General features: G+C 72.6%; 14 protein-coding genes. 2 read left to right on the plus strand and 12 right to left on the minus strand.

Annotation, left to right across the window (positions count from 1 at the left end; genetic code table 11):
* Positions 1 to 2: 2 nt before the first annotated feature.
* Entirely contained in the window at positions 3 to 818 is an 816-nt protein-coding gene (locus SMD20_RS40925) for a GntR family transcriptional regulator (protein WP_329591547.1), read from the minus strand.
* 121 nt (positions 819 to 939) lie between these two features.
* Between SMD20_RS40925 and SMD20_RS40930 the strand changes: the two genes are divergently transcribed.
* Entirely contained in the window at positions 940 to 1,941 is a 1,002-nt protein-coding gene (locus SMD20_RS40930; protein ID WP_329591549.1) for a dihydroxyacetone kinase subunit DhaK, read from the plus strand.
* Positions 1,942 to 1,952: 11 nt separating this feature from the next.
* On the plus strand, positions 1,953 to 2,564 hold the full coding sequence (dhaL, locus tag SMD20_RS40935) for a dihydroxyacetone kinase subunit DhaL (RefSeq protein ID WP_329591551.1): 612 nt from the start codon (positions 1,953 to 1,955) through the stop codon (positions 2,562 to 2,564).
* A gap of 5 nt (positions 2,565 to 2,569) precedes the next feature.
* Here the strand turns inward: dhaL and SMD20_RS40940 are convergent, their stop codons facing one another.
* The 11 genes from SMD20_RS40940 to SMD20_RS40990 form a co-directional block, all read right to left on the minus strand.
* Positions 2,570 to 3,487, minus strand: coding sequence for a MurR/RpiR family transcriptional regulator (locus tag SMD20_RS40940; RefSeq protein ID WP_329591553.1), 918 nt, complete (start codon positions 3,485 to 3,487; stop codon positions 2,570 to 2,572).
* Between the two features lie 70 nt (positions 3,488 to 3,557).
* On the minus strand, positions 3,558 to 4,883 hold the full coding sequence (locus SMD20_RS40945; RefSeq protein ID WP_329591555.1) for an ArgE/DapE family deacylase: 1,326 nt from the start codon (positions 4,881 to 4,883) through the stop codon (positions 3,558 to 3,560).
* Positions 4,880 to 5,893 carry a branched-chain amino acid ABC transporter permease gene (locus tag SMD20_RS40950; RefSeq protein WP_329591557.1) on the minus strand — a complete coding sequence of 338 codons (1,014 nt, stop codon included), beginning with the start codon at positions 5,891 to 5,893 and terminating at the stop codon, positions 4,880 to 4,882. The genes SMD20_RS40945 and SMD20_RS40950 overlap by 4 nt, the downstream gene beginning before the upstream one ends.
* Entirely contained in the window at positions 5,893 to 6,768 is an 876-nt protein-coding gene (locus SMD20_RS40955) for a branched-chain amino acid ABC transporter permease (protein WP_329591560.1), read from the minus strand. Before SMD20_RS40955 ends, SMD20_RS40950 begins: the two co-directional genes overlap by 1 nt.
* Positions 6,755 to 7,486 carry an ABC transporter ATP-binding protein gene (locus SMD20_RS40960; RefSeq protein ID WP_329591562.1) on the minus strand — a complete coding sequence of 244 codons (732 nt, stop codon included), beginning with the start codon at positions 7,484 to 7,486 and terminating at the stop codon, positions 6,755 to 6,757. Before SMD20_RS40960 ends, SMD20_RS40955 begins: the two co-directional genes overlap by 14 nt.
* Positions 7,483 to 8,229 (minus strand): ABC transporter ATP-binding protein, encoded by a 747-nt coding sequence (locus tag SMD20_RS40965; RefSeq protein ID WP_329591564.1) that lies wholly within the window; start codon positions 8,227 to 8,229, stop codon positions 7,483 to 7,485. Before SMD20_RS40965 ends, SMD20_RS40960 begins: the two co-directional genes overlap by 4 nt.
* Positions 8,226 to 9,056 (minus strand): SDR family NAD(P)-dependent oxidoreductase, encoded by an 831-nt coding sequence (locus SMD20_RS40970; RefSeq protein ID WP_329591566.1) that lies wholly within the window; start codon positions 9,054 to 9,056, stop codon positions 8,226 to 8,228. Before SMD20_RS40970 ends, SMD20_RS40965 begins: the two co-directional genes overlap by 4 nt.
* Complete coding sequence (locus SMD20_RS40975; RefSeq protein ID WP_329591568.1) at positions 9,053 to 10,813, minus strand: gamma-glutamyltransferase family protein; 1,761 nt, start codon at positions 10,811 to 10,813, stop codon at positions 9,053 to 9,055. The genes SMD20_RS40970 and SMD20_RS40975 overlap by 4 nt, the downstream gene beginning before the upstream one ends.
* Complete coding sequence (locus tag SMD20_RS40980; RefSeq protein WP_329591570.1) at positions 10,797 to 11,639, minus strand: polysaccharide deacetylase family protein; 843 nt, start codon at positions 11,637 to 11,639, stop codon at positions 10,797 to 10,799. Before SMD20_RS40980 ends, SMD20_RS40975 begins: the two co-directional genes overlap by 17 nt.
* Before the next feature lie 6 nt (positions 11,640 to 11,645).
* On the minus strand, positions 11,646 to 12,953 hold the full coding sequence (locus SMD20_RS40985; protein ID WP_329591572.1) for an ABC transporter substrate-binding protein: 1,308 nt from the start codon (positions 12,951 to 12,953) through the stop codon (positions 11,646 to 11,648).
* Positions 12,954 to 13,106: 153 nt separating this feature from the next.
* The gene (locus tag SMD20_RS40990; protein ID WP_329591574.1) at positions 13,107 to 13,874 is read right to left on the minus strand and encodes an SDR family NAD(P)-dependent oxidoreductase; all 768 of its coding nucleotides are present in this window, start codon (positions 13,872 to 13,874) and stop codon (positions 13,107 to 13,109) included.
* Positions 13,875 to 14,003 lie beyond the last annotated feature (129 nt).

Here is a 14,003-nt window from a genome sequence, read left to right on the forward strand (position 1 = left end):
GTTCAGGGGCTGGCGATCCGGCCGATCTCGGGGTGGCGGGCCGAGGTGGACGACGGGGTGGGGGCGCCGACCTGGATCTCGACGTGCACGACATCGCTGCGCACCCAGACCTCGTAGTGGTCGAAGGCCACCAGGTTCGCGTCCCAGGACGTCGACTTGATCTTCAGTAACGGAGTGCCCTCGGGCACGTGGAGCAGGCGGGCGATCTCGCCCTCCGCGGCGACCGCCTCGACCGTGCGCGAGGCGCTCGCGACGGCGTAGCCGGCCCTGCGCAGGATGCCGTTGAGCGAGCCGGTGCCGGTCGGTACCTCGCCGCGCGACACCAGTGTCCCGATCTGCGGTGGCAGATAGTTGATGGAGAACAGGGCGACCTTGCCGTCGAGCTCGCGTACCCGTTCGAGGACGTAGCCGTGGCTGCCGGGCGGCAGGTGCAGCGCCTCCAGGGCCGACTGCGGCAGCGGCGCCTGCTCGGCGCGCAGCACCTGGGTGGTGACCTGGCGCTGGCGCCCCTCGACCTCGTCCTCGAAGAAGCCCTCACGCCCCTGCAGCAGCCAGCCGCGCTGGGGCGGCATCGAGGCGAACGCCCCGCGGCGGGGGATGCGGATGACCCAGCCCTGCTCCTCCAGCAGCCGGAGCGCCTCGCGAACGGTGGCTCGCGACAGGTTCCAGGTGGTGGCCAGCTCGCCCTCGCTCGGCAGGCGGTCGCCCATCGCGAGGTGGCCGTCCGAGATCTGCTTGCGGATCCGGTCGGCCAGCTGGAGGTAGTAAGGCTCGACTGAGACGCGGTCGATGGCCTTGCCGTCGGGGGGTAGGTTCATGGTGACTCCGTAATCCGAGGTCAGTGCCCTGGTACGTACAAGACGTACAGTCTGGACAAGGAGGAATGTATGCATTAGTTTTCCGGCACGTCAAGAGCTCGTTACACGGAAGTTGGGCTGCATGAGCCGACGACAGTTTGTCAACGATCCCGATCAGGTCGTCCCGGAGGCGCTGGAAGGGCTGGTCCTCGCCCACCCCTCGCTCCTGCGGCTGAACCCCGACCCCGCCTACGTGGTCCGGGCCACGCCCGCCACCGGCAAGGTCGCCCTGGTGTCCGGCGGCGGATCCGGGCACGAACCGCTCCACACCGGCTTCGTCGGCACCGGCATGCTCGACGCCGCCGTCCCCGGCGCGGTCTTCGCCAGCCCCACGGCGTTGCAGGTCGCCGCCGCGACCACCGCCGTGGACAACGGCCGGGGCGTGCTCCAGATCGTCAAGAACTACACCGGCGACGTGCTCAACTTCACCATCGCCGCCGAGATCGCGGCCGACGAGGGCGTCTCCGTCGAGCGGGTCCTCGTGGACGACGACCTCGCCTCCGAGCGCGCCGACGGCGAGGGCCCGGGGCGGCGCGGCACCGCCGCCGTCGTCGTGGTGGAGAAGCTGTGCGGCGCCCTCGCCGAACAGGGAGCCGACCTGACCCGGCTCGCCGGGTTCGGCCGCGACCTGGTCCGCGACGCGCGCAGCATGGGCGTCGCGCTCGCGGCGGGCGCGCATCCCGGCGAGCGCCTTCCCGCCTGGGAGCTGGCCGACGACGAGGTCGAGCTGGGCGTCGGCATCCACGGCGAGCGCGGCATCGGCCGGCGGGCGTTCGCGAGCGCCGACGAGCTGACCGCCGATCTGCTCGACCGGCTGATCACCGCGCTCGGGCTGCGCCGCGGCGACGGCGTGCTCGTCGTCGTGAACTCACTCGGCGCCACCCACGGACTCGAACTGTCCCTGGTCCACCGGGCCGTGCACCGGCAACTGGCCGGACGCGGCATCGAGGTGGCCCGCACCCTGGTCGGCCCCTACGTCACCTCGCTCGACATGGCCGGCCTGTCCATCACCCTGGTGCGCGCCGACGACACCCGCGTCGCCCTCTGGGACGCGCCCGTCCGCACCCCGGCCCTGACCTGGTGAAAGGCATGAGCATGAACGCATCCGAAGCGCGGCGGTGGATGGAGCGGTTCTTCGCCGCTTTCGACCGCGAGCAGCAGGCGCTCACCGACCTCGACCGCCGCTCCGGAGACGGCGACTTCGGCGCGAACCTGCGATCCGCGCTCAACCGCGCCCGCACCGCGCTCGCGACCGCGGACACCGCCACCCCCGGCGACGTGTTCGACGTGGTCTCCACCGCGTTCCTCAACACCGGCGGGACGTCCGGCCCGCTGTTCGGGATGTGGTTCAGGCACCTCGCCAAGGCGACCCGCGCCGAGACCGTCGGCGTGGCCGAGCTGGCCCGCGGCTTCGCCGACGCGACCGCGACCGTGCAGCGGCTCGGCGGCGCGAAGCCGGGCGACAAGACCATGGTGGACGCCATGGTCCCGGCCGCCGAAGCGCTCACCGCGGCGTCCGTGGGAGCGCCCGGCGATCTGCCCGAGGCGCTGACGGCCGCGGCCGCCGCCGCCCGCTCCGGCGCCGACGCCACCGCCGGCCTGCTGGCGCGGCGCGGCCGGGCCAGCTATGTGGGCGAGGTGGCACGCGGCGTCCTGGACCCGGGCGCGGTAACGGTGGCCCTCCTGACGGAGGCCGCCTGCTCATGACCTGGTCAGCGTGCTCCCTGTGACCTGCGGGAGCGGTCGGCGGACGGGGCCCGGCGGTCCTCCTCGCGGAGGACGCCGTCGGCCAGCTGGTCGTACTCGGCCACGCGGGTCCGCCCGACCTCGCCCAGCTCCTCCACCACCGCCGCGATCAACGTCTCCAGCAGGGCCACGGCCGGGGTGAGCGAGTCGAACGGCGACGGCGAGCGCACCTGGGCGGGCAGCACCACGTCGGCCACCGCGGCGGCCGGGGACAGCCACGGATCCGTCAGCAGCACGATCTTGACGTTGCGGGCGGCCGCCGCGTTGGCGAAGGCGATGCTCTCCTGCTGGTAGCGGCGGTAGTCGAACAGGACGAGCACGTCCTTGCGGCCCATGTCGAGCAGATGGGCCGCGTGGTCGGCGGTCGAGCCCGCCAGGTGGGCCGTGCCCGGCCGCAGCTGCTGGAGATGGGCGATCAGGTATTGGGCGAGGATCGTGCTGAAACGCCCGCCGAGCGCCGAGACGCGCCGGGCGGGGTCGGCCAGCAGCCCGGCGGCCTTGAGCAGCTCGCCCTCGGGCAGTTGCTCGAAGGTCGCGGCGGTCGCCTCCAGCAGCACCCGGCCGGACCGGCCCAGCACGCTGTCGGAGTCCTCCTGCGGGGTGCCGTACTGGGCCAGCGGCGAGGTGTAGCGCTGCTGGGTCTCGCGCTTGATCGCCTGCTGCAGCTCCGGATAGCCCTCGAAGCCGAGCCGGTAGGCCAGCCGCAGCACGGTCGCGGCGCTGGTCTGGGCGAGCCCGGCGACGATCGCGAGCGGTTCGAGGCCCGCGGTGGGGTAGCCGGCCAGGAGGGCGCGGGCCACCCGCTGCTCGGCCTTCGGAAGCTGGGGCAGCACCTCGCGGAGCTGCGCCGCTACGGTGCGGGACTCGGGCACACCGGATGTCACCCTGCCTCCTGGGGGAAGAGACGGCGCGTCGCCCGCCGATGGGGTGGCGCGCCGCAAAAGCGTACGCGGTTCACGCACCGTCCGTGAGCCCGCACCAGTCGATCGCGGTCAGCGCGTACGTCTTGGCCGACTGCACGAGCTGCGCGATCTCGACGTACTCGTTCTCGGCGTGCGCCGTGAAGCCGACCCCGGGGCCGTAGACCAGGCCGCCGAGGCCCTTGCGGTCCATCCACGTCAGGTCGCACACGCCCATGAAACCGGCCCGCTGCGGCGCCACGCCACCGGCCGCGGCGGCGTGCGCGCCCGCCACCACCGCGTTGAGCGGGGCGTCGTCGGGCAGCGAGTACGGCGGCCACAGCAGCTTCCACTCGAAGACCGGCGGGTGCTCGCGCAGCCACGGGTCGGCGGCGCAGGCCGCGAGGACGCGGCCCTCGATCTCGGCGATGACCTCCTCGTTGGACCGGTCGGGGTGGTGGTAGACGCAGTACTCGACGGTCAGCTCGTCGGCCAGGAAGAACGGCACGAGGATCCCGGACGGGTTCGCCCGCAGCACGCCGGGGAGCAGGTTGAAGTAGCCGGGCGGGAAGAGCGGGTGCCGGTTGTGCCGGGCCCACTCGTCCTCCAGGGCGCGCAGCGCCTGGTAGACGACCCAGAACTTGTCGACGGTGTTCACGCCGAGCGCGTCGCCTTCGAGCGTGGGGTGCACGGTCATGCCGCGCAGCCCGGAATGGGCGGTCTTGCCCTCCAGCGAGATGCTGAACCAGAGCAGGCCGGGGGTCACCGGGACCTGAGCCGGCAGGGTGCCCGCCTGCCCGGACGGCTCGCACACGATGGCCGCGTCGGCCGTGAACCCGGCCTCCAGCACGGCCGTGGTGCCGGCCTCGTGGTCGCCGACCTCCTCGCCGACGACGCCCTGCAGGACGAGGTCGCCCGCGAGGCGCACCCCGGCCCTGCGCAGCGCGACGGCGGCGTAGGCGGCGGCGATCAGGCCGCCCTTCATGTCGGTCGCGCCGCGCCCGACCACCTTGTCGTCGGTGACGACGGCCCGGAACGGGTTGCCGCGCCACCGGTCGAGCCGGCCCTCGGGCACCACGTCCACGTGCCCGTTGAGCAGCAGCGACCGCCCGCCGCCCGCGCCCGCGACGACGCCGCACACGTTGTCACGGCGGGGCTCGGCGGTGACCTTGGTGACGTCCGCGCCCGCCTCGGCGTAGAGGTCCGCCAGCAGCGCGCTGACGTCGCTCTCCGCGCCGACGATCTTGTCGTACTCCTGGCCGGGGTAGCGCGGGTTGACGCTGGGCACCGCGATGGCGTCGGACAGGCTGGACACCATGCGCTCGGCGAGCCGGTCCACCTCGTCGATGACCGCGTCCCGCGGGTCGCCGGTGTTCGTCATGACAGCTCCTTGACGTGGGTGATGGGATCGGATGCGGACGGAGGGCGGTCGGAACGGCCGCGCCGCTCCCGCAGCGCGGTGACGGCGGAGCGGGCGATGCCCGCCAGGCCCTTGGGCGCGGTCCAGAGCACGACGAGGATGAGCGCGGCGATCACGACGTCCCGCCACGGCCCGGCGTCCTGCAGCGCGTCCGAGACGACCGTGACGACCACGGCCCCGGCGATCGGCCCGTAGACGCTGCCGCTGCCGCCCAGGAAGATCATGCTGAGCAGCAGGGTGAGGTAGCCGAAGCCGAAGATGTCGGTGCTGACCACGCCGTTGAGGAAGGCGTTGAAGCTGCCCGCCACGCCCGCGACGGCCGCGCCGGCCATGAACACGATCAGGTGCTGCCGGACGCGGGAGATGCCCCGGCTGGCGGCCAGCGCCTCGTTGTCCCTGATCGCGAGCAGCGACCTGCCGAGCGTCGACCTGGTCAGGATCCGCACCAGCAGGGTGACCGCGAACAGCAGCGCGGCGCCGAGCCAGTAGTAGCCGATCCGCCCGTCGGCGCGCAGGCTCAGGTCGCCCAGGGACAGCCGGGGGATGCCGACGATGCCGTTGGACCCGCCGGTCAGGCCCGCCTGCCCGAGCACCAGGTAGATGCACAGCTGCGAGAACACGTACGTGGCCAGGCCGACGTAGATGCCGCGCAGCCGCAGCACCGGCAGGAACGCCACCAGCGACGCGAGCGCCGCCGACACCCCGGAGACGGGCAGGGCCAGCCAGGGCTCGACGCCGGTCCGCGTGACGAGGATGCCGGTCGTGTAGGCGCCGATGCCGAAGAAGCCGATCTGCGCGAAGTTGAAGATGCCCGCGAAGCCGAGCGTGAGGTTCCAGCTCAGCGCGAGCACGCCGTACATGGTGATGAGGATCAGCAGCAGCCTGCCGTGCGGATCGGTGATGACCAGCGGCAGGACCGCCAGCACGATCGCGTAGGCGGGCCAGCCGGCCCGCGTTCCGAGCTTCGCCATCACGCGCTCCTCACCCGCGTGTGCAGCAGCCCTTCCGGCTTGACCAGCATGATCACGATCATCGCGAGGAACACCAGCACGGGGCTCCAGGACAGGCCGAAGTAGTACGTGGTGACCGCCTCCAGCAGGCCGATGGCGTACGCGCCGGCGATGGTCCCGGCGAGGCTGCCCGCGCCGCCGAAGGCGAGCACCACGAACGCGCGCAGCAGCGGGTCGCTGCCCATGGCCGGGGACATGAACTGCATGCTGCCGAGCAGCGCCCCCGCCACGGTGGCCAGCCCGACCGCGACCATGACCACGAACAGGTAGACCCGGCGCGGCGCGATGCCCAGCAACTGGGCGTGCTCGCGGTTCTGTTCGAGGGCGCGCACGGTCAGCCCGATGCTGCTGCGCCTCAGCACCAGTGCGAGCAGGCCGACCAGGAGCGGGGCGAGCACGATCGTGACGAGCTGGGTGCCCTGGACGACGGAGCCGGCCACGTCCACGCGGGCCCCGCCGAACGGCGGGAGCTGCTTGAGCTCCGGCCCCCAGATGAGCTGGGCGCCGGACTGCAGCAGCATCGTCGCCGCGAGCGTGGCCACCATCACCAGCATGTCCCCGTTGGGCCGCTTGATGAACGGGCTGACCAGCAGGAACTCGTACACCGCTCCCAGCGCCGCCATCGCCACGACCGCCCCGGCGAGCGAGACGACCAGCGGCAGCCCGGTCGTGTTGAGCAGCGTCCAGGTCAGGTAGGCGCCGAACATCAGCAGCGCGCCGTGCCCGAAGTTGAAGACCCGCAGGGTGGACCAGATCAGGGTCAGGCCCGCCGCCATGAGCAGGTAGAGGCCGCCCAGCACGAGCGTGCTGGTGGCGATGACGCTAATGCCGCTCATCCGCGGCTCCTCCCAGAAAGAGCGACATCATCTCGTCGCGGCTCCGGTCGTCGTCCGACGCGCCGCTGTCCACGACGTCGCCGTGCAGGACGACGTGGTAGCGGTCTGTCAGATCGAGCACCAGCTCCATGTCGCCGTCGACCAGGATGATCGACGACACCTCGGCGCGGACGCGGACGATGCACTCGCTCAGCTCGTGCTTGACCTTCGGTGACAGGCCCAGGGTGGGCTCGTCGAGGATGAGCAGCGTGGGCTGGGCCATGAGGCCCATGCCGAGGCTGGCCATCTGGCGCTCACCACCGCTCAGCGTGCCGGTGAGCTGGCGGCGGCGCTCCTTGAGGCGGGGGAAGACCGAGTAGACCCGGTCGATGCCGTCCCGCCAGGAGCCGGCGTGGCCGCTGGAAGCGGCCGACAGCCGCAGCGCCTCCTCGACGGTGAGCTGCGGGAACAGCCGCGAGCCCTGCGGCACGTGGATCAGCCCGCTCCTCACCAGGTCGCGCGGCGAGCGGCCGGCGGTGGGGCGGCCGGCGAAGGTGATCGTGCCGGACGTGGGCCGGTGCAGGTTGGACACGCAGCGCAGCAGCGTCGTCTTGCCGTGGCCGTTGGGGCCGAGCAGGCCGACGGCCTCGTTCTCGCCGACGCGCAGCGAGATGCCGCGCAGCACTCCGGCCTGGCCGTAGCCGGCGGTCAGGTTCTCGACGGTCAGCAGATCGCTCATCGGGCGGCTCCCGGTCCCAGGTAGGCTTCCACGACCTTGGGGTCCGACAGGACCTCGGCCGGGACGCCGGTGGCGATGATCCGGCCGCTGTCCAGCACCGCCATGCGGCCGGCCAGGGCCTCCAGCACCGACAGCACGTGCTCGATGATCACCATGGTGACGCCGGAGCCCGCGATGCGGCCGAGGAGCCTGATCAGGGCGTCCTGGTCGGCCGGGTCGAGACCGGCGGCGGGCTCGTCGAGCAGCAGCAGCGACGGACGGCTCACCAGCGCGCAGGCGATCATCAGCCGCTTGCGGTCGATGAGCGACAGGCCGTCCGCGGGCCGTTCCGGGTCGCCGCCGAGCTCCACGACGTCCAGGACCTCGCGGCAGCGGGCCGCGTCGGGGCGGACGGCGCGGCCGGCCCCTCCGTACGCGGAGCTGACGCGCAGGTTCTCCATCACGCTCAGCGAGTCGAAGACGGCCTCGGTCTGGAAGGTGCGCTTCAGCCCGGCCTTGGCGATCAGGCGGGGCGAGCGGTTCTGGATCTCCCGCCCGTCGAAGACGACCTCGCCCGAGTCGGGCCGGATGGGGATGCCGGTCAGCAGGTTGAACAGCGTGCTCTTGCCGGCGCCGTTCGGGCCCGCGAGGCCGAACACCTCACCCCGCCGGACCTCCAGGGAGACCCGGTCCACCGCCTTGAGGCTGCCGAACGACTTGCTCACCTCCCTCGCGGCGAGCAGCACGGAAGCGTCGCCCGTCATGCCAGCCCCCCGGGCCCGCGCCAGTCGCCCTGCGCCAGGAAGCCGCCGTCCACCGGCAGCAGCGTCCCGGTGACGAAGGAGGAGCGCGGGTCGGTCAGGAAGGCGACCGCGGTCGCGATCTCGTCCGGCGAGCACTGCCGCCCGATCGGCTGCCTGGCCGCCGCCGCCTCACGCTGCCGCAGCGCCTCGGCCGCGTCCTCGGAGTCGAGCAGGTCGCGCGAGCGGCCCATGTCGTTGTCGACGTAGCCGGGCAGCACGGCGTTCACCCTGATGCCGAGCGGGCCGCCCTCGACGGCGAGCTGCCGGGTCAGGTTGGCGATCGCGCCCTTCGCCGCCGAGTAGGCGGGAAAGGCGGGCAGCCCCGTGACGCCGAAGATGGACGACAGGTTGACGACCGCGCCGCCGCCGGCCGCGGCCAGCAGCGGGAACGCCGCCCTGGAGCACAGGAACGTGCCGGTGACGTTGACGTCCAGCACCCGCCGCCACTCGGCGACGGGCACGCCGATGACGCCGCCGCCGCTCTCGGCCACGCCGGCGTTGTTCACCAGCACGTCCAGGCCGCCGAACTCGTCCGTCACCCGGTCGAACAGCGCCGTCACGGAGCCTTCGTCCGACACGTCCGCCTCCTGGAAGGCGGCGGACAGGTCGCGGGCCGTACGGGCGCCGCGACCGGCGTCGACGTCGGCGATCATCACCCGCGCCCCCTCCTGGAGCAGCCTGCGGGCGATGGCCGCGCCGATGCCGCTCGCGGCACCGGTGACCAGGGCGCGCCGCCCTGCCAAAGTGGTCGCCATCGCGTTGCCTTTCTCGAAATCGCTGATGATCATGGGGTGGGCACGCCCACGCCGTACGGCTTCATGAGGTCGACGCCCGCGGCCCACGGGCCGCCGGACCGGCGGGCGATGCCGTTCGGGCGGGCGAAGTGCCAGGTGGTGGGCTCCTCGGCGACGATCTGGACGTCGAACCCGGCGGCGGCCAGCTCGCCTGCGGCGGCGGCCTCGCGCCGGTCCAGCCAGATCCGGCGGCCCTCCGCGTGCAGGCGCGGCGCGGAGATCGCGTCCTGGATGCCGGCGCCGTCGTGCCAGCGGGCGGCGATCTGGGCGACCGCCGAGATGATGCGCCGCCCGCCCGACGCGCCCAGCGTGGCCTCGGCGCCGCCGGGACCCTCCAGGATCAGCGGGCTGACCGCGCTGAGCCCGGCCGCGCCGGGAGCGACGCTGGTCACGTGGCCGGGGCGGGGGTCGAAGTACATCATCCCGTCGTTGAGCAGGATGCCGGTCCCGGGCTCGACGATCCGCGAGCCGAACAGGTCCAGCACCGTCTGGGTGAGCGCCACCGTCATGCCGTCGGCGTCCACGGCCGACATGTGGGAGGTGCAACCCGCCTTGGGCGGGCCGGCGTTCTCGCTCGGGCCGGGGGCGCGGCCGGCGAGCCAGCCGTCCACGACCTCGGCGGCGTATCCGGCGGTGGCCAGCCTGGTCCACGGCGCGGACTCGTCCGTGGTGACCTCGCGGAGGCGGTCGTCCATGGCGTGCGACAGCACGCGCGCCCACAGCGCCGGTCCAGGGGGGAGGCCGCGCCGCCGCGCGGCGGCGGCGAGCTGCAGCGCCTCCGCCACAGTGATCATCCCAGTCGCCACCGGCCCGAAGAGGCGAAGCCCACCGGCCCCGAGCCCACCGGCCCCGAGCCCACCGGCCCCGAGCGCGTCGGCTCCGAGCCCACCGGCTCCGAGCGCGCCTGCTCCGGCCCCGCCGACTCCGGCCCCACCGGCTCCGGTCGCGCCGGCCACGACCGTGCCGATCTCGATCGGGGCGACCTGGCGTTCTTCCGCCTGGTAGCGGGCGAAGTCGGGCTCGCGCAGGAGGCCGCCCGCGGCGGCGAGCGTCGTGGCGATGGCCCGCGCGGCCCTGCCCCGGTAGAACGCGTCCGGGCCGCCGGCGGCGATCTCCCGCAGCACCTGGGCCAGCCTCGGCTGGACGAGCCGGTCGCCCGGCCCCAGCGAGGGGCCGCGCAGCGGCAGGCCGTCCGGCAGGAACAGCTCCGCGCTGGAGCGGAACCGGCGCAGCGTGCGGGCGTCGGCGCAGATCGCCGCCGAGGCGAACCAGTTCGTCTCGTGGCCGTCCTCGGCCAGCTCGATCGCCGGGGCCAGCACCTGGGCGAGCGGCAGCCGCCCGAAGCGGGCGTGGGCGTGGCAGAGCGCGGCGACCGCGCCGGGCACGCCCACCGACAGCGGGCCGACGATGTTGGCGTCGTCCCGCACGGCGGGCCAGCCGTACAGCCCGGTGCCTGGCGCCGACGGGACCAGCGGGAACATGTCGGGCGTGGCCAGCGCGGGCGCGCGGATCGGCCCCGACACGGTGGTGGCGGTGGGCGCGCCGGGCTCGCGGATCACGAGCCACGCGCCGCCGCCGACACCGCTCATGAACGGCTCGACCACACCGGTGGCGAAGGCCGTGGCCACCGCGGCGTCCACGGCGCTGCCGCCGGCGCGGAGCATGGCCGCGCCCGCCTCGGCCGCCCGCGGATCGGGCGCGGTGACGAGCCCGCCGCCGGCCCGGCCGCCGCCGTCAGCCCTGCCAGGCATCGGCGATCTCGCTCAGGGTCGCGAACCAGACGTCGCCCTTGTCCACCATCCGCTCCAGCAGGCCCTCCAGCACGAGCAGGTGGTGGGCGCGGCCGATCGTCTGCGGATGCATGGTGAGCACGTACACGGCGCCGGGCACCCGCTCGTACGCGTAGTCGAAGATGACGTTCCAGCGGTCTTCCATCGCCCGGTGCGAGCCCAGCGCGGACACGCCCGCCACGTACTCGACCGCGGGCCAGTCGTCGAGGTACCACGAGACGGGGATCTCGATGATCGGGCTCTCCGGCCCGAACTCGTTGGCCGACTCGTAGTTCACGGTGACCCGGCGCGGCCGGTACAGCTCGAACTCGCGGCCCATCAGCGAGCTGTCCCAGTCGAAGCCGAACTCCTCCAGCAGGTCCAGCGTGGTCTCGGAGAAGTCCCAGGCGGGGGAGCGGTAGCCGCGCGGACGCCGGCCGACCACCTGCTCGTGCTGGCGCAGCGCCACCTCCATGAGCCGGCGTTCCTCGTCGGCGCCGAGGCTGGGCACCACCTCGTGGTAGCAGCCGTGCGCGGCGATCTCGTGCCCCGCCTGGAGGATCTGCTCGATGCGGTGCGGGAACGTCACCAGGTCGTGGCCGGGCGTCGCCCAGGTCGCGGGCACGTCGTGGCGGCCCAGCAGTTCGAGCAGCCGGGGCACGCCCTGCTCGGCGCCGAAGTCGCCGCGCGACAGGTACGACGGCGAGGTCCGCCCGAGCGTCCCCATCCACGGCGAGTGGGCGTCGAAGTCGAACGTCAGCGCCACGGCCATGCGCTTGCCCGGCGGCAGGGTGAGGGGGCTCGTCATCGCGGGTCAGCCCTTCGCCATCCACGGCGGCAGCCGGAAGGTGCCCGACTTGTACTTCTCAGGGGCGATCAGCACCCGCTTCTGGTCCTGGAACTGGAACGACTGCAGCGGCACGTAGTCGTCGCCCTGCTTGGCGAGGTGGGTGGCCTGGTCGAAGACGATCCGGCCGGACGCCTGCTCGGTGTCGATCTTGCTGATGGCGGAGCTGATCCCGAGCACGTCGTCGGGGTCGCCGACCTGCTTGAGCGCCTCCGCGTAGATCATGATCTCGACGTAGGTCATCACGCCCTGCGGGTCCACGTTGTCGGTCCCGTACGCGGCCTTCCAGTCGGCGGTGAGCTGGGCGGCGGGCGCGTAGTTCGCGGCGGGCACCAGCCCGGCGAGGTTGTTGAACAGCACGCCCTCGGCCTTGTCCTTGGTCAGCTCGAAGAACTGCGGCTGGTTCGGCCCGTACTGCATGAACACCAGCGACTGGGTGGGGTTCTGCAGGAACTGCTGCATGAAGCTGGCCTCGTTGGAGACCTGGTAGTCGGTGTTGACGATGAAGTCGGGGTCGGCGTCACGGATCTTGCCGATGATGGTGCCCCAGTCGTTGACCGGGCCGAAGGGGACCTTCTCCTCCCCGGCGATGGTCCAGCCCTTGGAGGTGAAGGTCTTGACCAGGCCGTCGGCGATGCCCTCGCTGTAGGGGTTGTCGGAGCGGACCACGAAGACCGACTTGTTGCGCGGCTTCCACAGGCCCTCTTCGGCCCACTTCTCGGCGAGCGCGACCGGCTCGGTGCCGTAGGCGTCGTAGTTGGGGGTGATGGACCAGACGGTCGGGTACTTGGCCGGGTCCTTCTCGATGATGGCCTGGGTCTGCGCGGTGTTGCCGCCGATCAGGTAGAGCTTCTCGGCCGCCGCGAACTCGTCGATCTCGAAGTTGGAGGTCGAGGCGTAGCCGGTGACGACCGCCTTGACCGAGTCGTCGTCGGTGAGGGTCTGCACGCCCTTGGTGACCGCGTCGTTCGACTGGCCCTGCACGTCGACCGTCTTGAGCTTGAACGTGTGGCCGGCCACGCCGCCGCGCTCGTTGAGCTGCTTGATCGCCAGCTCGGCGCCCTGCTGCATGCCCTTGCCGTCCGCGGCGGACCCGCCGGTGAGCGGGGCGAGCAGGCCGATCTGGATCTCCTCGCCGCCGCCCTCGGGCGCGGCGCCCTCGGAGGCCGTGGTGGACGAGGAACAGGCGGTGGCGGCGGTGAGGGCGCCGGCCAGTGCGATGGCGGCGACGGCCCGGCGGCGGGTCCGGGGTCGGCCGAAGGGGAGACGGGCCACGGTGAAGCCTCTCTGCGCGATCAGGGGGCGGCGACGGTACGTCACCAATCGAAGTGAAATGTACGTTGCATATGCCGGTAAAGAGTAGGTCTGTAAAATATTCGTTACTTGGCCGGATGGGAAGAGCATGCCGGTGATCAGGCGAAACGCGGATCAGCTCGGCGGCAGGGCCGTTCCCGCCAGGAAACCGCCGTCCACGTCGAGGACACTCCCCGTGACGAACGACGCGTCCGGATGGGCCAGGAAGAGGCAGGCGCGGGCGATCTCGGCCGGCGTGCCCATGCGGTGCACCGGCTGCCCGGCGACCAGGGTGGCCACGTACTCGGGGGCCAGGCCCGCCGTGGCGGGCACCTCGATCAGGCCGGGGGCGACCGCGTTCACCGTGACGCCGAGGGGGGCCAGTTCGAGCGCCAGCACCTTGGTGAGCATCTCCACGGCCGCCTTCGACGAGCAGTAGTGGGACGCGCCCACCCGGGCGGACCGGGCCGCCGCCGACGAGACGGTGATGATCCGGCGGCCGTCCCGGCCGGGCAGCCTGGCGAACGCCTGCGAGGTCAGCATCACGCCGCGCACGTTGATGGCGTAGACGTCGTCCCACTCGGCGAGCGGCATGTCCAGCAGGGGAGTGTTGGGGTAGCGTCCGGCGCAGTTGACCAGGATGTCGAGGCGGCCGTGCCGCTCGGCGGCGCGGCGGAACGCCTCCTCCACGGAGGCCGGGTCGCGGACGTCGAGGCGGAGCGCCGACATCCGGCCGGGGCCCGCCACGACCTCGGCGGCGCGCTCGGCGTCCAGGTCGGCGACGACGACCGTCGCGCCAGCGTCGCGGAACGCCTCGGCGATGCCCCTGCCGATGCCCTGGGCGCCGCCGGTGACGAGGGCGACAGCTCCGGAAAGCCCGTCCGGGGAGGAGGTTCTGGCCATGGCTGCCCTTCCGTTCTGCGGCAGGGAGCGCCTTGACCTGCGCTTTCTCTCCGGCCGCGGTGAGTAACGTGCATGATAAATTTCATCTCGCCCTCTTGACCAGAGATTTGCATCAAATGTTTCATTTGG

This window comes from Nonomuraea sp. LP-02 (assembly GCF_036289125.1).
GTDB lineage: Bacteria > Actinomycetota > Actinomycetes > Streptosporangiales > Streptosporangiaceae > Nonomuraea > Nonomuraea bangladeshensis.